The organism is Kordiimonas sp. (assembly GCF_048264555.1).
Taxonomy (GTDB): Bacteria; Pseudomonadota; Alphaproteobacteria; order Sphingomonadales; family Kordiimonadaceae; genus Kordiimonas.
Genome location: NZ_JBLXCX010000013.1, coordinates 1 through 19,258, shown reverse-complemented (window position 1 = coordinate 19,258; position 19,258 = coordinate 1). Strand labels below are relative to the sequence as shown.

At 53.6% G+C, this 19,258-nt stretch carries 15 protein-coding genes, 1 tRNA gene and 1 pseudogene; all 17 read right to left on the bottom strand.

What is annotated here, in order from left to right; translation table 11 throughout:
- Positions 1-132 (bottom strand): GTP-binding protein (locus ACN0XZ_RS18630; protein ID WP_417459325.1); only part of this gene is annotated, 132 nt, incomplete at its 3' end.
- A gap of 67 nt (positions 133-199) precedes the next feature.
- On the bottom strand, positions 200-2,281 hold the full coding sequence (gene fusA / locus ACN0XZ_RS18625) for an elongation factor G (protein ID WP_417459324.1): 2,082 nt from the start codon (positions 2,279-2,281) through the stop codon (positions 200-202).
- A gap of 28 nt (positions 2,282-2,309) precedes the next feature.
- On the bottom strand, positions 2,310-2,780 hold the full coding sequence (gene rpsG / locus ACN0XZ_RS18620) for a 30S ribosomal protein S7 (RefSeq protein WP_417459323.1): 471 nt from the start codon (positions 2,778-2,780) through the stop codon (positions 2,310-2,312).
- Between the two features lie 21 nt (positions 2,781-2,801).
- Complete coding sequence (gene rpsL / locus ACN0XZ_RS18615; protein WP_417459322.1) at positions 2,802-3,173, bottom strand: 30S ribosomal protein S12; 372 nt, start codon at positions 3,171-3,173, stop codon at positions 2,802-2,804.
- Between the two features lie 333 nt (positions 3,174-3,506).
- Positions 3,507-5,060: a hypothetical protein gene (locus tag ACN0XZ_RS18610; RefSeq protein WP_417459321.1), complete on the bottom strand. Its 1,554-nt coding sequence runs from the start codon at positions 5,058-5,060 to the stop codon at positions 3,507-3,509.
- 14 nt (positions 5,061-5,074) lie between these two features.
- Entirely contained in the window at positions 5,075-5,500 is a 426-nt protein-coding gene (locus ACN0XZ_RS18605) for a GtrA family protein (protein ID WP_417459320.1), read from the bottom strand.
- Positions 5,484-6,491 (bottom strand): glycosyltransferase family 2 protein, encoded by a 1,008-nt coding sequence (locus tag ACN0XZ_RS18600; RefSeq protein ID WP_417459319.1) that lies wholly within the window; start codon positions 6,489-6,491, stop codon positions 5,484-5,486. Before ACN0XZ_RS18600 ends, ACN0XZ_RS18605 begins: the two co-directional genes overlap by 17 nt.
- 147 nt (positions 6,492-6,638) lie before the next feature.
- Positions 6,639-10,865 (bottom strand): DNA-directed RNA polymerase subunit beta', encoded by a 4,227-nt coding sequence (gene rpoC / locus ACN0XZ_RS18595; protein ID WP_417459318.1) that lies wholly within the window; start codon positions 10,863-10,865, stop codon positions 6,639-6,641.
- Positions 10,866-10,993: 128 nt separating this feature from the next.
- Positions 10,994-15,091 carry a DNA-directed RNA polymerase subunit beta gene (rpoB, locus tag ACN0XZ_RS18590; RefSeq protein WP_417459317.1) on the bottom strand — a complete coding sequence of 1,366 codons (4,098 nt, stop codon included), beginning with the start codon at positions 15,089-15,091 and terminating at the stop codon, positions 10,994-10,996.
- 241 nt (positions 15,092-15,332) lie between these two features.
- Complete coding sequence (gene rplL, locus ACN0XZ_RS18585; protein WP_417459316.1) at positions 15,333-15,707, bottom strand: 50S ribosomal protein L7/L12; 375 nt, start codon at positions 15,705-15,707, stop codon at positions 15,333-15,335.
- Between the two features lie 106 nt (positions 15,708-15,813).
- Entirely contained in the window at positions 15,814-16,329 is a 516-nt protein-coding gene (gene rplJ, locus ACN0XZ_RS18580; RefSeq protein WP_417459315.1) for a 50S ribosomal protein L10, read from the bottom strand.
- A 368-nt stretch (positions 16,330-16,697) separates the two neighbouring features.
- Positions 16,698-17,393, bottom strand: coding sequence for a 50S ribosomal protein L1 (gene rplA / locus ACN0XZ_RS18575; RefSeq protein WP_417459314.1), 696 nt, complete (start codon positions 17,391-17,393; stop codon positions 16,698-16,700).
- Between the two features lie 4 nt (positions 17,394-17,397).
- Positions 17,398-17,826, bottom strand: a complete 429-nt coding sequence (gene rplK, locus ACN0XZ_RS18570) for a 50S ribosomal protein L11 (protein ID WP_417459313.1) — start codon at positions 17,824-17,826, stop codon at positions 17,398-17,400.
- Between the two features lie 155 nt (positions 17,827-17,981).
- Positions 17,982-18,518: a transcription termination/antitermination protein NusG gene (gene nusG / locus ACN0XZ_RS18565; RefSeq protein WP_417459312.1), complete on the bottom strand. Its 537-nt coding sequence runs from the start codon at positions 18,516-18,518 to the stop codon at positions 17,982-17,984.
- Position 18,519: 1 nt separating this feature from the next.
- A complete protein-coding gene (gene secE, locus ACN0XZ_RS18560; protein WP_417459311.1) occupies positions 18,520-18,717 on the bottom strand; it encodes a preprotein translocase subunit SecE in 198 nt (65 codons plus the stop codon).
- 109 nt (positions 18,718-18,826) lie between these two features.
- Positions 18,827-18,902, bottom strand: a tRNA-Trp gene (locus ACN0XZ_RS18555).
- Positions 18,903-19,072: 170 nt separating this feature from the next.
- A pseudogene (gene tuf / locus ACN0XZ_RS18550) lies at positions 19,073-19,258 on the bottom strand (elongation factor Tu); the annotation flags it as partial.

Sequence of the window (19,258 nt, the reverse complement as noted above, 5' to 3'; positions counted from 1 at the left end):
TGCTTCACCGTGTCCAGCTTCCGCAAGCACTTTCGTGATCGCCGCCGTCAGCGTCGTCTTACCATGGTCAACGTGACCAATCGTACCAACGTTGCAGTGCGGCTTGTTCCGTTCAAATTTTGCTTTTGCCATTTTACTACCTTTCTATCGGCCCTTGTTTGCCAAGGGATCCATAGCATTGGTTTTTCTTGTTTATGTTTTAACCAGCGAGCTTGGTCTTGATTTCCTCAGCCACGTTCGCAGGCACTTCAGCGTAATGGTCGAACTGCATGGAGAACTGAGCCCGGCCTTGTGAGAATGAGCGGAGCTCGTTCACATAACCAAACATGTTCGCCAGCGGCACCATTGCGTTGATTACCGTCGCAGGACCACGGGTCTCGGACCCCTGGATCTGACCACGGCGCTTGTTAAGGTCACCAATAACGTCACCCATATACTCGTCTGGCGTTACAACCTCGACCTTCATCACTGGCTCAAGAAGCTTGATGCCAGCTTTCGAAGCTGCTTCGCGCAGTGCACCGCGACCTGCGATCTCGAACGCAAGAACGCTCGAGTCAACGTCGTGGTACGCACCATCCACAAGGCGTACGGAGAAATCGATAATCGGGAAGCCGATGAGAGCGCCGCTCTCAGCTACATCACGAATACCTTTTTCAACGCCAGGGATGTATTCACGTGGAATGTTACCGCCTTTAATTTCGTCGACGAACTCGATACCAGTACCGCGCTCACCAGGCGTAACAACCATTTTCACACGACCAAACTGACCAGAACCACCGGACTGTTTCTTGTGTGTGTAATCAACTTCAACTTCACGTGCAAAGCTCTCACGGTACGCAACCTGAGGAGCACCCACGTTACACTCAACCTTGAATTCACGCTTCATGCGGTCAACAAGAATATCGAGATGCAGTTCGCCCATGCCTGCAATCACAGTCTGGCCGGATTCTTCGTCAGAAGATACGCGGAAAGATGGATCTTCAGCAGCCAAACGATTGAGGGCAATACCCATCTTCTCTTGGTCGGCTTTGGTTTTCGGCTCAACCGCAACTTCAATCACCGGCTCTGGGAATTCCATGCGCTCCAGAACAACTTGTGAGTTGTTAGCACAGAGAGTGTCACCAGTTGTGGTGTTTTTGAGGCCAGCGAGAGCAACGATGTCGCCCGCGCGCGCTTCTTTGAGGTCTTCACGGCTGTTTGCATGCATTTCAAGCATCCGGCCGACTTTCTCTTTACGCTGCTTCACAGAGTTCATTACCTGTGTGCCAGTTTCGAGAACGCCAGAGTAGATGCGGCAGAAAGTCAGCGTACCAACAAACGGGTCGTTCATGATCTTGAACGCGAGCGCAGAAAACGGCTCTTCGTCCGAAGACTTACGCATGATTTCTTTTTCTACGTCGTTGGCATCAACACCGCGGATCGCTTCAACGTCAGTTGGAGCAGGCATGAAGTCAACTACAGCATCAAGAAGCGGCTGAACGCCTTTGTTCTTGAATGCAGTACCGTTGAGAACAGGAACGAAGAGACCTTTTGTTGTACCCTTACGGATAGCGCCTTTGAGTTCGTCTTCGGAAAGCTCCTCACCTTCGAGGTATTTTTCCATCAGAGCTTCATCAGCTTCAACAGCAGTTTCGATCATTTCCATACGCGCTTCTTCAGCGGCATCTTTAAGATCGTCACGGATGTCTACATATTCGTAAGAAGCACCAAGGTCTTCACCCTTCCAAAGCACTTCCTTGAACTTGATCAGGTCGATGAGACCTTCATACTCGCTCTCAGCACCGATTGGCAGCTGGATAACCAGCGCCTTGGCACCAAGACGATTTTTGATCATGTCAACGCAGCGTTCGAAGTTGGCACCCATGCGGTCCATCTTGTTGACGAAACACATGCGCGGAACGCCGTATTTGTCAGCCTGACGCCACACTGTCTCGGACTGAGGCTCAACACCTGCGACCGAGTCAAATACAGCAACAGCACCATCGAGAACACGCAGGCTACGCTCAACCTCAATGGTGAAGTCAACGTGACCCGGGGTATCGATGATGTTGATCCGGTGATCCTTCCAGAAACAAGTGGTCGCAGCGGAGGTAATAGTAATACCCCGCTCCTGCTCTTGCTCCATCCAGTCCATGGTAGCGCCGCCATCGTGCACTTCGCCGATTTTGTGGCTACGGCCTGTGTAATAAAGGATACGTTCGGTCGTGGTCGTTTTACCAGCATCGATGTGAGCCATGATGCCGATGTTGCGATAACGATTAAGTGGCGTTCTGCGTGCCATGGAACTGGTTCCCTAACTTAGATACAAATTACCAACGATAGTGCGAGAAGGCTTTGTTAGCCTCAGCCATCTTGTGCGTGTCTTCACGCTTCTTGACGGCCGCACCGCGGTTGTTCGCAGCATCCAGCAATTCACCGGAAAGACGATCAACCATCGTGGTTTCATTACGCTTGCGTGCAGCAGCGATCAGCCAGCGAATAGCCAGCGCCTGCGCGCGCTCATTACGAACCTCAACAGGAACCTGATAGGTCGCACCACCAACACGGCGGGAACGAACCTCAATAGCAGGCTTCACATTGTCGAGCGCCTCATGGAAAAGACCAAGAGCTTCAGCTTTCGCGCGCTCTTCAACTTTGTCCAGCGCACCGTATACAATGCGCTCAGCGACGGATTTTTTACCGTCAAGCATCAGGCTGTTCATGAATTTGGTCAGTACCACATCACCGAACTTCGGATCAGGCAGGACTTCGCGTTTTTCTGCTCTATGACGACGAGACATAGCGGTATTCCTTCTCTAATCTTACTTCGGACGCTTGGTGCCGTATTTCGAACGGCTTTGGCGACGATCAGCGACGCCCTGCGTATCCAGAACACCACGGAGCGTGTGGTAACGCACACCTGGCAAGTCTTTCACACGACCACCACGGATAAGCACAACAGAGTGCTCCTGGAGGTTATGGCCCTCACCTGGGATATAGCTTGTAACTTCAAAACCGTTCGAGAGGCGCACACGGGCAACCTTACGAAGTGCCGAGTTCGGCTTCTTTGGAGTCGTTGTATAAACGCGTGTACATACGCCACGTTTTTGTGGGCATGCTTCAAGAGCCGGTACTTTATTATGTACGGGCTTCGCTTTGCGCGGCTTCCGCACTAGCTGGTTAATGGTAGGCATTTTTGTTCCTTGCCGTTTTTCTCTGTCACCATCACTCGAACGACCTGCTTTACATGCAGCAAAACCGCCTGCATCGGGGCCTTTAGGCTCCGACGAGGCCATTCAAGAAATATTTCAATGTCATTCTCTTAGCCAGAAAACCCCAGCGTCTAGCCTGTTTAGGCTACCACCTGAGCTCCGGCGAGGTGCGCTTACTATACCGAATTGCCTTCAACGTCAACGAAAAAACGGGAGCTTTGGCCGTTTTCCGGATTCCTTAGCTGGCGCGGCAATATAAGGCGCGCCGGTACCATACAGTATGGCAGAAAAGAAGCCAACAGCACCGCCTTGCCACTATGGAGCGCAGACGGAGTCGGTCATTGGATCCAGACGGCCACTATCCACACGGTAAAGCCGCACGTGCTTGCCCTCATATGCGGGGAGCAGAAACTCTGGCAGTTGACCGACGCGACCTTCCACAGCATTAGCAAGCAGGAAGAAATCCGACCCTTTAAACCGGCAGGCATGATAGGGGTTATCTGGGTCCGAAGCATTCGGCTCCAGGGGCACATCTGCATAAAGCTGCATCTTATATGGCATCCGCGCGGCGAGGTCTCGGTATGCCGGGGCAAAAACCACGGGCTGTTGTGCCGGGTGCGCCCACAGCCGTGCCACAAATGCGGACTTCCTGATGATCGCCAGCGTTACATAATGTTGATGAGGGGGATCAACGAACCATTTACGTTCATTGAGCATGAAATAGGTCGCGACCTTTGCCCCTTCATCCATATGAGAGAAGGCCGCTTCATATTCAGGCAGCACGTCCTGTTCCGCCCGGTGCCAGCGCTGGGCAACAACGCCAGTACGGACAACAAACAAAATGGAAAACAGTACCGCGAGCCCATAGGCGTGGCGTTTGGGGATATCCCGAAGCGATAGAGACGCAAGACCGACAAGCACGAGCGGGATGAAAGTGCGGATATCCGCGCCGGGGCTCGACATCAGAAACTGCGGCATCGCAAAATGGGTCACTACAAAGGCGGCAATGACACCCCACATCGGGCGCGCAATCACAATATGGCGGCGCCACAAAGCGTAGAGCGCCACGGCACCCACCAAAACAAAGGTGAGAACGTCCAAGGCGACATTATAGTTATTGAAGGTCATGAAAGGGATATTCACGATCTTGCGCATAAAGTGGCCGAAGCTAAGCTCTCCTGCAAACTCCGACGTTGGCGTAAGGACAAAGAAGGCATAGAGCGGCAAGATGAACTGGATGAGCCCTACGCCTGCCGTCGTGGCCCATTCTTTAGCGTTTCGGTTGGAGCGGTCGCATAGGCGCTGTAGCTCATAGGCACCAAGCGCGATGGCATAGAGCCCAAACGGGAACAGATGGCAAAAGAAGATCACGATCGCCAGCACGGAAGAGACCAGAACGCGCACTGCCGGTTTGCTGTCCTTCATCCTGATCCATAGCGCTACGCCGATCAGCATGAACACAACGCCGATCAGATAATTGACCATGCCCCAAAGGAGGATGCGGTTATAGAAAAGGAGCGCCGCCAGAAGGAACAGCACACCAGCTCGACCGTGGATCGCGCGGCTCAGAAAACCGACACCAAACAGCATGCCAATGAAAATGAGCAAGAGAAGCGCTTTACCGCCCTCATAAAGCGGGATTGCGGAAAAGCTCGTGAGCAACACATCCATCGCCAGATTAGGAATGATGGGCCAATCAATGCTGTAATAAGCGTTCAGGAACGGGTCTGTGCCCCCGTCCCGCAGGATATGAATGCGTGCCAAATGGTTTGGCATGTCGGCGATCGGAAGCAAACTGACAACGGCGAGCGGTACACACGCCAGAGCGAGCGACAGAATGGCAATCCAGATAGTCCGACGTTCGAGCATAAGTCTCTCTTATCCTAGAGTGGAGTACTCTCAGCGTGCCCCAGGCGGAACACCCAATATTTGCTGAGAAGGAAATTCACGACCGTTACAAAACCCATGACCACCAACCACGACGGCGTGAGCGGCCAACCCTGCTGCAGTGCAGCTTCTATCAGCCCGCTGCTGATGAGAAGCAGCGACACCTGTAAAATGACAAACCGCAGCATCTGGGGTGCCGTTCTATCGTTTCTGCTGCCCGTGAAGGTAAAGCGCCTGTTGAGCACAAAAGACCAGATGATACCTGCGCTGTAGGAGGCCGCCTGAGCCAATGCGCCGCCAAGCGGCAGGCTTTTTAGCAATGGAAAGGCAAGAACCAGAACGACATAGGAGAGCGCTGCGTTCGAGCAGCCCACCAGCAAAAACCTGATTGCCTGGCTCCTGCTGCTACTGTTTGCTGGCATGGGTTCGCTCAACCGTTTTCTTTTCTTCCAGCTGACGGACACTCGCCTCAGCACCTCCGGTCGTTTCTGAGATGATAAACTGTGGTCGGTTCTGGAGTGCCGTGTGCATACGCGCGATATAACTGCCCAAAATACCCAGTATGATGAACATGATACCAAACAGCAGCGACACCACGCCCAGAATGGAGGCCCAGCCCGGCACAACCTGCCCGTTCGCGTAAGCCCACAGCACATAGCCAATTTCAGCAAAAGCTGCGATGGATGTGAGGAACCCAAGCCATATGCCAATCTTCAGCGGTTTGGCAGAGAAAGACACTATCGCGCCAGACGCAAAGCGCATCATACGTCTGAGCGAATATTTACTGCTACCGCTCAGCCGTTCATCCACGTCAAACTCAACGACGGTCGCCCGGAAGCCCAGCCATTCGACGGCCCCGCGAATAAAGAGATCCGTGTCTTTCAAAAGCAGAAGCTCTTCCACAACCTTGCGGTCCAGCAGGCGGAAATCAGACGTGCCCGTGCCCACGGATATATCCGCGAGCCAATAGAAAAACTGATAGAAAAGCTGCGATGACTTTCGCTTGAAGAAACCCGTAACTTCCTCGTCCCTGCGCTTGGTGGAGACCACGTCAAAGCCGCTTTTCCAGGCCTCGATAAGCTCAGGGATAACTTCCGGCGGGTGCTGCAAATCACCATCCATCGATACGATCGCACGGCCGCGCGCTGAGGCAAGGCCGGCGAGTAGCGCATGCTGGTGGCCAAAATTGCGTGAGAGGCGAAAGCCCTTGAGGTGTGCGCACAGCGCCCGCGCTTCTTCAATGCAAGCCCAGGTGCGGTCGCTGCTGCCGTCGTCCACCAGCACTATTTCATAGTGAAGGTTTGAGGCATCCATAACAGCCGCCAAGCGGCCAACAAGCGCAGCAATGTTGCCTTCTTCATTGTAGACCGGTGCAACGATCGAAATGTCCGGAATGACATGGACTGAATTCATAACTGGCCCCCACTTCTGGTGGCATTTAAGTCAAATTCTTCCTGTAGAGGCAACAAAAAGTTTCTGCCGCCCCACCTGGGAGGGCCAGAACGAAAAAGGGCTCGCCAATCTTGGCAAGCCCTCTCTCAATTCTATCGTTCTTGAAGCTTAGGCTTCAGAACCGCTCTCTGGCTGCTCAGCTTCCACTGATGTCGCTGCAGCAAACTCAGCTTCCGCAGCTGCCATCGGATCATCAAGCTCAGCCTGAGCTTCCGCTGCTAGCTTGTCACGCTTCTGCGCTTCGTGGCGCAGACGGTTGACAACAGAGCCCGTACCAGCCGGGATCAGGCGACCAACGATCACGTTTTCCTTCAGGCCAACGAGACGGTCTTTCTTGCCAGCGACAGACGCTTCGGTCAGCACGCGTGTTGTTTCCTGGAACGACGCGGCAGAGATGAAGCTGCGGGTCTGCAGGCTTGCCTTGGTGATACCAAGAAGGATCGGGTGGCCCTTCGCTGGCAGTTTGCCCTGAGCTTCAAGCTTCGCGTTGTTCTCTTCGAACTCTTCACGGTCAACCTGTTCACCAAGAAGCATAGTGCTGTCGCCCGACGATGTGATCTCGATTTTCTGCAGCATCTGGCGAACAATCACCTCAATGTGCTTATCGTTGATCTTCACACCCTGCAGGCGATAAACGTCCTGAACTTCTTTCACAAGATAGTTCGCGAGCGCTTCAACACCCATAACCTGAAGAATATCGTGTGGCGCAGGGTTGCCGTCGATCAGATACTCACCCTTCTGGATGAAGTCACCTTCCTGAACGGCAATGTGTTTGCCTTTTGGTACCAGATATTCAACTGGCTCACCTTCATCATCACGTGGACGAATGGTGATACGACGCTTGTTTTTATAGTCGCGGCCAAACTCAACAATACCGTCGATGTCAGCGATGACAGCGTGGTCCTTCGGACGACGAGCTTCAAAGAGCTCGGCAACCCGTGGCAGACCACCGGTAATGTCTTTTGTTTTTGCAGCTTCACGCGGGATACGAGCGATAACGTCACCCGCTGAAACGCGCTTACCGTCTTCAACCGACAGAATGGCGTCCACAGACAGGAAGTAACGTGCTTCCGTACCGTTCGCGAGCTCAACAACTTCGTCACGTTCGTCGCGCAGCGTAATGCGTGGGCGAAGATCAGCACCTTTAGGCGCAGAACGCCAATCGGTCACAACCTTGGACGCAATACCTGTGCCCTCGTCCACAACCTCTTTCATGGAAGTGCCTTCCACGAGGTCAACAAGGCGTACGATACCGCTCTGCTCGGTGATGATCGGAATAGTGTAGGCATCCCACTCTGCGAGCTTTTCGCCTTTCACAACATCATCGCCTTCGTCCTTGAAGAGGTGCGAGCCATACGCAAGGCGGTGCTTGGCGCGCTCACGGCCCTCATCATCAACGATGATGATCTCCATGTTACGGCTCATCACAACCTTACGGCCACGGCTGTCTTCAATCACGTTGCGGTTTTCAACCTTCACTTTACCGTCTGCGGAAGATTCCACAGCGGATTCAGCGTTCACAGTTGCAGCACCACCAATGTGGAACGTCCGCATCGTGAGCTGTGTACCCGGCTCACCGATCGACTGTGCCGCGATAACACCAACGGCTTCGCCCATGTTCACAGGTGTACCGCGCGCGAGGTCACGGCCGTAACACTTGCCACATGTGCCGCCTTTGGTCTCACAAGTGAGAACCGAGCGGATTTTCACTTCAGCGATACCAGCGGTCTCGATTGCGTCAGACTTCACCTCGTCCAGAAGCGTACCAGCTTCAAAGAGCAGGTCGCCCGTAACCGGGTGCTTCACGTCAAGAGACAGGCACCGGCCAAGGATACGCTCTGAGAGCGGAACGAGAATGTCACCACCCTCAGACACTTCCGTGATTGTGATGCCGTTTTCAGTGCCACAATCTTCCTCAACAACAACACAGTCCTGAGACACGTCAACAAGACGACGGGTCAGGTAACCTGAGTTTGCTGTTTTAAGCGCGGTATCGGCAAGACCTTTACGCGCACCGTGTGAGGAGTTGAAGTACTCAAGAACCGACAGGCCCTCTTTAAAGTTAGAGATAATCGGTGTCTCAATGATCTCGCCTGACGGCTTGGCCATCAGGCCACGCATACCGGCAAGCTGTTTCATCTGGGCCGCACTACCACGCGCACCGGAGTGCGCCATCATGAATACGGAGTTCACGTCGCTCTCGCGGCCGTTTTCGTCCGTGGTCGTGCGTTCCATTTCCTTCATCATGGCGTCAGCCACTTTGTCGGTACATTGTGCCCAGGCGTCTACAACCTTGTTGTATTTCTCACCCTGCGTGATGAGACCGTCCTGATACTGCTCTTCATATTCCTTCACGAGAGCACGGGTGTCTTCCACCAGTGTTTCTTTCGCATCAGGAATGATCATGTCGTCTTTACCGAAGGAAATACCAGCGGCACAAGCGCGGCGGAAACCTTCGCCCATGATACCGTCAGCAAAGAGAACAGTCGTTTTCTGACCACAGTGGCGGTAGACCACATCGATCACTTCCGAAATCTCTTTCTTCGTCAGCTTGCGGTTGATCAGGCTGAACGGCACTTTCGGGTGCTTCGGCAGATGCTGTGCAAGGATCATGCGGCCAGGCGTTGTTTCAACGCGCTTGGTCACAAGCTCACCCTTGTCGTTGATCAGCTCGAAACGAGCATTGATCTTGGTGTGCAGCGTAATGGACTTGCTATCGAGCGCGAACTGGATTTCATCCATGCAAGAGAAGGCTTTGCCCTCACCCACATCACCTTCACGCATGCTGGTCATGTAATAGAGACCAAGTACGATATCCTGTGATGGCACGATGATCGGCTTGCCGTTCGCAGGGCTGAGGATGTTGTTTGTGGACATCATCAGCACGCGCGCTTCAAGCTGCGCTTCAATAGAGAGCGGCACGTGGACCGCCATCTGGTCACCGTCAAAGTCAGCGTTGAAGGCCGCACACACCAATGGGTGCAGCTGGATCGCTTTACCTTCAATCAGAACCGGCTCAAACGCCTGGATACCAAGACGGTGCAGTGTTGGTGCACGGTTAAGCATCACAGGGTGCTCGCGGATCACCTCATCAAGGATATCCCAAACTTCACGACGCTCTTTTTCCACCAGTTTCTTGGCGGCCTTGATTGTCGTTGCGATACCTTTTTTGTCGAGGCGCGAATAGATGAACGGCTTGAAGAGCTCAAGCGCCATCTTCTTCGGCAAACCACACTGGTGCAGTTTAAGCTCTGGGCCAACCACGATCACGGAACGACCGGAGTAGTCAACACGCTTACCAAGAAGGTTCTGACGGAAACGACCCTGCTTACCTTTAAGCATGTCGGAAAGCGACTTGAGCGGACGCTTGTTCGCACCGGTGATGGTGCGGCCACGACGACCGTTATCAAAGAGCGCATCCACAGCTTCCTGCAGCATCCGTTTCTCGTTACGGATGATGATGTCAGGGGCACGCAGCTCAATAAGGCGCTTCAGACGATTGTTCCGGTTGATCACGCGGCGGTACAGGTCGTTGAGGTCAGATGTCGCGAAACGACCACCATCCAGCGGCACCAGCGGGCGCAGCTCAGGTGGGATCACGGGCACAACAGTCATAATCATCCATTCTGGGCGGTTGCCAGATTCGATGAAGGCCTCAATAACCTTAAGACGCTTAACAATCTTCTTCGGTTTCAGCTCAGACTTGGTCTCAGCCAGCTCTTTCAGAAGCTTTTCCTGCTCGTCTTCGAGGTCAACGCTTTCCAGAAGCTTGCGAATAGCTTCCGCGCCAATGCCTGCGGTGAAGCTGTCTTCGCCGTATTCATCCTGCGCACGATAGAAATCGTCTTCACTCAGAAGCTGGAACTGCTTCAGCGGTGTGAGGCCAGGCTCGATCACCACATAATATTCGAAGTAGAGAACGCGCTCGAGATCCTTCAGCGTCATATCCAAGAGAAGGCCGATCCGGCTCGGGAGCGACTTCAGGAACCAGATGTGCGCAACCGGTGCAGCAAGGTCGATATGACCCATGCGCTCACGGCGGACCTTTGAAAGCGTTACTTCAACGCCGCATTTCTCACAGATAATGCCGCGATACTTCATGCGCTTGTATTTACCGCACAAGCACTCATAGTCCTTCACAGGACCAAAGATACGGGCACAGAAAAGGCCATCTTTTTCCGGCTTGAAGGTCCGGTAGTTGATGGTCTCAGGCTTCTTAATTTCACCAAAGGACCAGGAACGAATCCGCTCCGGTGACGCAATCGAGATCTGGATCTGATCAAACGTCTCCGGTTTCTGGTTCGGGTTGAAGTATTTCATCACTTCTTGGTTCATGTCCGGCGTCTCTCTCAATTCGCTGTCGGGGCAATTGTTCGCTCAAAGGAGCCCCGGTTCGCCTTCCAAACTTTGCTCGCCCCTTGGGGCAGGCGTGGCCGAGGGCGAACCCCCGGCCTCTACATGGTTTATTCAGTGCCTGTGATCAGCTCGACATTCAGACCAAGGGACCGCATTTCCTTCACGAGAACGTTGAAGGATTCTGGGATACCTGCCTCGAATGTGTCATCGCCGCGAACGATAGCTTCATAGACCTTGGTACGGCCCTGAACATCATCCGACTTAACGGTGAGCATCTCCTGAAGCGTATAGGCTGCACCATAAGCTTGCAGTGCCCACACCTCCATCTCACCAAAGCGCTGACCACCGAACTGTGCCTTACCACCAAGCGGCTGCTGGGTAACGAGGCTGTATGGCCCGATCGAACGTGCGTGGATCTTGTCGTCCACAAGGTGGTGCAGTTTGAGCATGTAGATATAGCCCACTGTTACCTTGCGGTCGAACTTCTCACCCGTACGGCCGTCATAGAGCTGAACCTGGCCAGAGCTGTCGAGGCCCGCTTTTTCAAGCATGGTCACGATATCGGCTTCAACGGCACCATCAAACACAGGCGTACCCATCGGAACACCGCTTGTCAGGTTGCCAGCCAGCTCGAGGATCTGATCGTCAGAGAGCTCTGCGATCTCTTCGTTGTACTGCTCTTCGCCGTAAACGTCCTTGAACTTGGCGCGGAAGTCATCAACCGCACCACTACCGTGACGATACGCTTCAATCATGCCATCAATTTGACGGCCAAGACCGCGCGATGCCCAGCCAAGGTGTGTTTCAAGAATCTGACCCACGTTCATCCGTGATGGCACCCCGAGAGGGTTCAGCACCACGTCCACTGGCGTACCATCCTCGAGGTGAGGCATGTCTTCCTGTGGCAGAATGCGGGAGATAACACCCTTGTTACCGTGACGGCCAGCCATCTTGTCACCAGGCTGAAGCTTACGCTTCACAGCAACAAAGACCTTAACCATCTTGAGCACGCCAGGTGGCAGTTCGTCACCGCGCTGGAGTTTCTCGATCTTCTCGTCGAAGCGGCGCTGAAGCTGGCCTTTGCTATCGTCGAACTGCTTACGCAGTGCTTCGATATCAGCCATCGCAGCGTCATCATCTACAGCCAGATCCCACCACTGAATGCGCTTGATCTCGGCAAGGCCTTCTTCGGTGATCTTGGTGCCTTTTTTCATTTCTTTCGTGCCGGCGGTTACCGTACGGCCTTCAAGAAGCGGACGCAGACGGCCATAGATGTTGCGCTCAAGAATAGCGCGTTCATCTTCGCGGTCTTTTGTCAGGCGTTCGATTTCTTCGCGTTCGATCGTCAGGGCACGTTCGTCCTTGTCCACACCGTGGCGGTTAAAGACGCGCACTTCAACGATTGTACCAGCCACACCAGGCGGCAGGCGCAGGGATGTATCACGAACGTCAGAAGCTTTTTCACCGAAGATGGCACGCAGAAGTTTTTCTTCCGGTGTCATTGGGCTTTCACCCTTCGGTGTGATCTTACCAACGAGGATGTCACCAGGGTGAACTTCCGCGCCGATGTAGACGATACCAGCTTCGTCGAGGTTCTTGAGACCTTCCTCACCAACGTTTGGAATATCCCGAGTAATCTCTTCTGGGCCCAATTTGGTGTCACGTGCCATCACTTCGAATTCCTCGATGTGGATGGAGGTGAAGACGTCTTCTTTCACGATCCGCTCAGAGATCAGGATCGAATCCTCGAAGTTGTAACCGTTCCAGGGCATGAACGCCACGAGAGCGTTACGGCCAAGCGCCAGTTCACCAAGTTCCGTTGACGGACCATCACAAATGATGTCGCCCTTGCGGATCTCGTCACCCACTTTAACAAGCGGACGCTGGTTAATGCAGGTGTTCTGGTTTGAACGCTGGAACTTCTGCAGCGTATAGATATCAACGCCTGACTTGCCAGGGTCCACATCTTCCGTTGCACGGATCACAATACGGGTCGCGTCCACCTGCTCAACCACACCGGTCCGGCGGGCAGCGATGGCAGCACCACTATCGGAAGCCACAACTTTTTCCATGCCAGTACCAACGAACGGTGCTTCTGCACGCACGAGCGGCACGGCCTGACGTTGCATGTTTGAGCCCATGAGCGCGCGGTTCGCGTCATCGTTCTCAAGGAACGGAATGAGCGATGCGGCCACAGACACAAGCTGCTTTGGCGACACGTCCATCAACGTAATATGGTCAGGCGTGGACATGATAAATTCACCGGCCTGACGACAGGACACGAGATCGTTTGCAAAACGACCGTCTTCTGTCAGCTCAGCGTTTGCTTGCGCAACGGTGTATTTCTGCTCTTCCATGGCGGAGAGATAGATCACCTCTTCCGTCACAACACCGTCTTTCACGCGGCGATACGGGCTTTCGATAAAGCCGTATTTGTTCACCTGCGCATAAGTGGCGAGCGAGTTGATCAGACCAATGTTCGGGCCTTCAGGTGTTTCAATCGGACAAATCCGGCCATAGTGGGTCGGGTGTACGTCACGCACCTCAAAGCCAGCGCGCTCACGGGTCAGACCACCTGGCCCAAGCGCTGACATACGGCGCTTGTGCGTGATCTCGGAGAGCGGGTTGGTCTGGTCCATGAACTGTGACAGCTGTGAAGAACCGAAGAACTCACGAACAGCCGCAACAGCTGGTTTTGCGTTGATGAGGTCATGCGGCATCACTGTGTCGATGTCGACAGACGACATACGCTCACGGATCGCACGCTCCATACGCAGAAGGCCGATGCGGTACTGGTTTTCCATCAGTTCGCCAACGGAACGAACACGGCGGTTGCCAAGGTGGTCAATATCATCCACCTCACCGCGACCATCCTTCAGTTCAACCAGTGTTTTCACGGTTGAAAGGATGTCCTCGCGGCGCAGCACACCAACGGTATCGTCGCACTCAAGGCCAAGACGCATGTTCATCTTCACCCGACCAACGTCGGAAAGATCATAACGCTCAGCGTCGAAGAACAGGCCGTAGAACAGGGCTTCGGCGGTTTCCTTGGTTGGTGGCTCACCCGGGCGCATCACCTTGTAGATTTCAGCGAGTGCGCTATCGAGGCACTCAACCTTGTCTGCTTTCAGGGTGTTGCGGATGTATGGGCCAACAACTACTTCGTCCACGTCGAGAACCGGAATTTCGTCAAAGCCAGCTGCGGAGAGCGCTTCAACGGCTTCCTCGGTGAACTCGTCACCAGCCTCGATATAGATCGCACCGGTTTTCTCGTTGATCATGTCTTCAGCGGCATATTTACCGATGATGATATCTTCAGGGACGAGAATGCCTTCAACGCCAGCCTTCTCGAGGCTTTTCGCGAGACGTGGTGTAATCTTCTTGCCAGCTTCAGAGACAACCTCACCGGTGTCTGCGTTCACAAGGTCGAACTCAGGCTTCTGGCCGCGCCATGCTTCCGCTACAAACGGCATGCGCCAGCCACCGTCAGCACGGCGGAAGCTCGCAACCTTGTAGAAATACTGCAGGATGTCTTCAGCAGACATGCCCAGCGCATAAAGAAGCGTTGTCGCAGGCAGCTTGCGGCGACGGTCGATCCGTACGTTCACGATATCCTTGGCGTCAAACTCGAAGTCGAGCCAGGAACCGCGGTAAGGGATCACACGCGCAGCAAACAGGAACTTGCCTGATGAATGGGTCTTGCCCTTGTCGTGGTCGAAAAACACACCTGGCGAACGGTGCATTTGAGACACGATCACACGCTCGGTACCGTTGATCACGAACGTACCGTTGTCGGTCATCAGTGGCAGATCGCCCATATAGACGTCTTGCTCTTTGATATCGAGTACGGATTTCGCTTCTGTCTCAGGGTCAACCTCAAACACGATAAGACGCAGTGTCACGCGCAGCGGCGCGGCATAGGTCATGTCGCGCTGTTGGCACTCTTCCACATCATACTTGGGCTCTTCAAGCTCGTACTTTACGTATTCCAGCGATGAAGTCGCGGAGAAATCCTGAATAGGGAATACCGATTTCAGAACTTTCTCAAGGCCGGAGTTCAGCCTCTCTTCTTCAGTTGCGCCGGGCTTGAAGAACTGGTCATAGGACCGCCGTTGAACCTCGATGAGGTTTGGCATTTGCGTCACTTCGGAAATGCGTCCAAAGTCCTTACGCACGCGCTTACGACCGGTAAATGAAGTCGCCATGCTTCGCCCTCGTTCCTTAAGTTGTGCCGTCCAGCCGCCAAATATCAGAGAGATATCAGGGCCAGCTCAGCTGCCAAAATAGAGCCTAGGGGGTTGAACTTACCCTAAACTCCTGAAAATCCAAAACATTTGGACGTCTCATCCAAATGGGGCCGTATTTTTAATGTCCCTAGGCCCTCAGGACGCCGAAAGGCCGGGAGCGAATTTCGCTCCCGACCCCGGGATACTTGGGCTCAAGAAATTACTTGAGCTCAACTTTCGCGCCAGCTTCTTCGAGTTTCTTCTTGATCTCTTCAGCTTCAGCTTTGTTAACGCCTTCTTTAACAGGCTTAGGAGCGCCTTCAACGAGGTCTTTTGCTTCTTTAAGACCGAGGCCCGTGATAGCACGAACTTCTTTAATCACGTTGATTTTCTTGTCGCCAGCAGCTGCGAGAATTACGTCAAACTCGTCTTTCTCTTCAGCAGCTTCAGCAGCAGCGCCACCAGCAGCAGCAGCAACAGCTACAGGTGCAGCAGCGGATACGCCCCACTTCTCTTCGAGCATTTTGGAAAGCTCAGCAGCTTCCAGAACGGTCAGTGCGGACAGGTCTTCTACAAGCTTCGCAAGGTCAGCCATTTTCATTTACTCCAAATAAGCGGTCCATCTCAAAAAGGATCCGCATGTATCATTGCGTTTGTTTGTCTAGGCGGCACCCAGCGCGGGATAGCCACCCAAGGTGTCGTTAAGCTGCGTCTTTGTTGCCGTAAGCACCGAAGACACGGGCCAGTTGACCCGCAGGAGCCTGCGTAACGGCCGCGAGCTTCTGAGCAGGAGCTTGCAGGAGACCCACAAGTTTGCCGCGAAGTTCGTCGAGCGACGGCAGTTCAGCCAGTGCTTTAACGCCTGTCTGATCCAGAACCGTAGTGCCCATGCCACCACCGAGAAGACGAAGTTTTTCGTTCTTCTTGGCGAATTCAGCGAGGGCTTTAGGTGCTGCAACAGGGTCGTCAGCAAAGCCGATAGCCGTCGGACCGGTAAACAGATCCGAAATGCCTTCGTATTCAGTGCCTTTCAGCGCAAGACGAGTCAGCCGGTTTTTAGTAACCTTAAGCGATGCACCCACTTCGCGCATTTGCGAACGCAATGCCGTGATCTCAGCTACGCTGAGGCCGTCGTAATGTACAACAACCACAGACGCCGCGCTTGAGAACACGTCATGCAGGGATGCTATCAATTCCTGCTTCTCGGTTCTTTCCACTATCTCGTCTCCGACTTTGAAGGTTCGTACATCAAACTATGAACCTTCGTCATTTGAGCTATGCATCGATACAAACTTCGTACCGACACTCTCCTCTGTCCGGAGGTGCGGGCTTAACCAGGCTTCGCAGGACAGGTAGCACCCAATCCTTCGAGGAAACCGCGGCGGTTATCCGAAAATAACCAAATTCCCTTTACCCCGTCTCATACAGGCCGTGGATCCGCGACGACCACTTTTTTTTAAACCTTGGAGGTCACAAACTAGCAACACACCCCAAAGGCACCTGTAATCTCGGACAGTACTAACATTCAGGCAAAACAGCCGCCTGAACGACTGTGCCGAGCCGAAGCCCGGCACAAATTCGCGTCTTACTCGCTGAGCGATGCAACGTCGATTTTCAGGCCTGGGCCCATCGACGAAGAAAGACCAACTTTCTTCACGTAAGTGCCTTTGGCGCCGGTTGGCTTGGCTTTGATCACAGCACCGATAAACGCTTTTGCGTTCTCAACGATTGCTGCTTCGTCAAAGCTTGCTTTGCCAACACCACCGTGCACGATACCAGCCTTCTCAACGCGGTATTCAACCTGGCCAGCTTTAGCCGCTTCAACAGCGCCTTTAACGTCCATGGTTACAGTACCGAGTTTCGGGTTAGGCATCAGGCCTTTCGGGCCAAGCACTTTACCGAGACGGCCAACAACAGCCATCATGTCTGGTGTTGCGATGCAACGCTCGAAGTTGATCTCGCCCTTCTGGATCGCTTCCATCAGGTCTTCTGCACCAACAACGTCTGCGCCTGCTTTTTCTGCTTCTTCAGCCTTTGGGCCGCGCGCAAAAACAGCAACACGAACGGACTTACCCGTACCGTGCGGCAGAGCAACAACACCACGAACCATCTGGTCAGCGTGACGTGGGTCAACGCCGAGGTTCATAGCGATCTCGATCGTCTCGTCAAATTTAACAGCTGAACGAGCTTTAAGCTCTTTTACAGCTTCTTCAACAGTGTAAAGCTTCTCACGGTCAAGGCCGTCCCAGGCTTTCTGCAGGCGTTTTGCAACTTTTGCCATGGTATTAACCCTCCACCTTGTAGCCCATCGAGCGCGCGGAACCTTCGATGATCAGCATAGCTGCATCGATGTCGTTCGCGCTCAGATCGACCATTTTCGCTTCCGCGATTTCACGTACCTGCTCACGGGTTACAGTCGCTGCAACAGCACGGCCCGGAGTTGAACCACCGGATTTCTGACCGGCAGCTTTTTTCAGGTAGTAGCTTGCAGGTGGAGTCTTCGTCACAAATGTGAAGGACTTGTCTGCATAGATCGTCAGGATGGTCGGGATTGGCATACCCGGGTCCATTTTCTGTGTCTGCGCGTTGAACGCTTTACAGAATTCCATGATGTTTACACCACGCTGACCAAGAGCCGGGCCGATTGGCGGCGACGGGTTAGCTTGACCAGCAGGTACCTGAAGCTTCAGGTAGCCAGCAATTTTCTTTGCCATCGTATTTCCCTTTCAAAATTACAAAGGCGGTATCGCCATTTCAGTCCCCATAAAGGGTCTGTAGGCTTTACCAAGGGTGCGCGGTACGGCTAATGGCGGGCCTTCCGCACGGTCTGGACTTGCGTCCAGATTTCGGGGCACCTGCCCCAAAATCTTTAAGAAACTTTTTCGACCTGGGTGTATTCCAGCTCAACCGGTGTTGCACGACCAAAGATCGATACAGACACCTTCAGGCGCGCCTTGTCTTCATCCACATCTTCAACAGTACCGTTGAAGCTGGTGAACGGACCATCGGTCACGCGAACTTCCTCACCGATCTCGTACACAACGTTCGGACGTGGGCGCTCAACACCTTCAACAACCTGGTTGAGGATGCGCGCTGCCTCTGCTTCCGAAATCGCTGACGGCTTGCCTTGTGGGCCAAGGAAGCCTGTCACCTTCGCGTGGCTGTTCGCCAGGTGATAGGTGTCATCGGTCAGGATCATTTTAATAAGCACATAACCAGGGAAGAACTTCTTCTCGGATGTAACTTTTTTGCCCTTGCGGACCTCAATCACCTCTTCGGTCGGAACAATAACTTCGTCCACCAGTGCCTCAAGGCCCTGTTGGATCGCTTGTTCCTTGATTGCTTCCGCAACCTTCTTTTCAAAGCCCGAATAGGCGTGAATGATATACCAGCGAGACTTGCTCACATTAATCTCCGAGACCGAGTATGTACTGCACACCAGCGTTCAAAAAGAAATCAACGCCAAGGAAAAAAACGGCCATGATGACCACCATGATAAAAACCATTACAGAGGTGATTCCCGCCTCTTTTGGTGTCGGCCAGGTCACCTTGGACCCTTCCTGCCTCACCTGGCGTACAAATTCACCTGGGGTGGTCTTTGCCATCATGTATCCCTTTTTTTGCTCTTAAGGCCCGCGCCTTAACCTTTAAAAGCGCAGGCTTTACAAAATCTTACACTCATCGTGCCTTATACGGCACCAGCTTCTTCCGGCTTGGCAGGGGCGGAGAGACTCGAACTCCCGACACCCGGTTTTGGAGACCGGTGCTCTACCAACTGAGCTACGCCCCTACAGCCGTTAATCGCATTCATGAGGGGTGCGGTGTAACGCCCGAAGCCCATGCATGCAAGTACTTTTTTTGCCTTCGTTAAAAAGGCTTTGCGCGGTTGGGAAAGATCAGCTTTCCACTGCGCAGCAAAATGGGCCGGCACATGTCCGGCCCATCTTTAGGGTTCGCTGATTAAGCGATGATTTTGGCTACGACGCCTGCGCCGACGGTACGCCCACCTTCGCGGATAGCGAAGCGGAGACCCTCGTCCATAGCGATCGGAGCGATCAGCTCAACAGTGAGGTTCACGTTATCGCCAGGCATAACCATCTCTGTGCCTTCTGGAAGCTCAACCGTGCCAGTTACGTCCGTGGTACG

Excerpts from the sequence above, each read along its gene's own strand:
- rplA (WP_417459314.1), bottom strand. The coding sequence starts at position 17,393 with ATGGCAAAAGTTGCAAAACGCCTGCAGAAAGCCTGGGACGGCCTTGAC.
- fusA (WP_417459324.1), bottom strand. The coding sequence starts at position 2,281 with ATGGCACGCAGAACGCCACTTAATCGTTATCGCAACATCGGCATCATG.
- rpsL (WP_417459322.1), bottom strand. The coding sequence starts at position 3,173 with ATGCCTACCATTAACCAGCTAGTGCGGAAGCCGCGCAAAGCGAAGCCC.
- rplK (WP_417459313.1), bottom strand. The coding sequence starts at position 17,826 with ATGGCAAAGAAAATTGCTGGCTACCTGAAGCTTCAGGTACCTGCTGGT.
- ACN0XZ_RS18600 (WP_417459319.1), bottom strand. The coding sequence starts at position 6,491 with ATGAATTCAGTCCATGTCATTCCGGACATTTCGATCGTTGCACCGGTC.
- rplL (WP_417459316.1), bottom strand. The coding sequence starts at position 15,707 with ATGGCTGACCTTGCGAAGCTTGTAGAAGACCTGTCCGCACTGACCGTT.
- rpoB (WP_417459317.1), bottom strand. The coding sequence starts at position 15,091 with ATGGCGACTTCATTTACCGGTCGTAAGCGCGTGCGTAAGGACTTTGGA.
- rpoC (WP_417459318.1), bottom strand. The coding sequence starts at position 10,865 with ATGAACCAAGAAGTGATGAAATACTTCAACCCGAACCAGAAACCGGAG.
- ACN0XZ_RS18610 (WP_417459321.1), bottom strand. The coding sequence starts at position 5,060 with ATGCTCGAACGTCGGACTATCTGGATTGCCATTCTGTCGCTCGCTCTG.
- rpsG (WP_417459323.1), bottom strand. The coding sequence starts at position 2,780 with ATGTCTCGTCGTCATAGAGCAGAAAAACGCGAAGTCCTGCCTGATCCG.
- ACN0XZ_RS18605 (WP_417459320.1), bottom strand. The coding sequence starts at position 5,500 with ATGCCAGCAAACAGTAGCAGCAGGAGCCAGGCAATCAGGTTTTTGCTG.
- secE (WP_417459311.1), bottom strand. The coding sequence starts at position 18,717 with ATGGCAAAGACCACCCCAGGTGAATTTGTACGCCAGGTGAGGCAGGAA.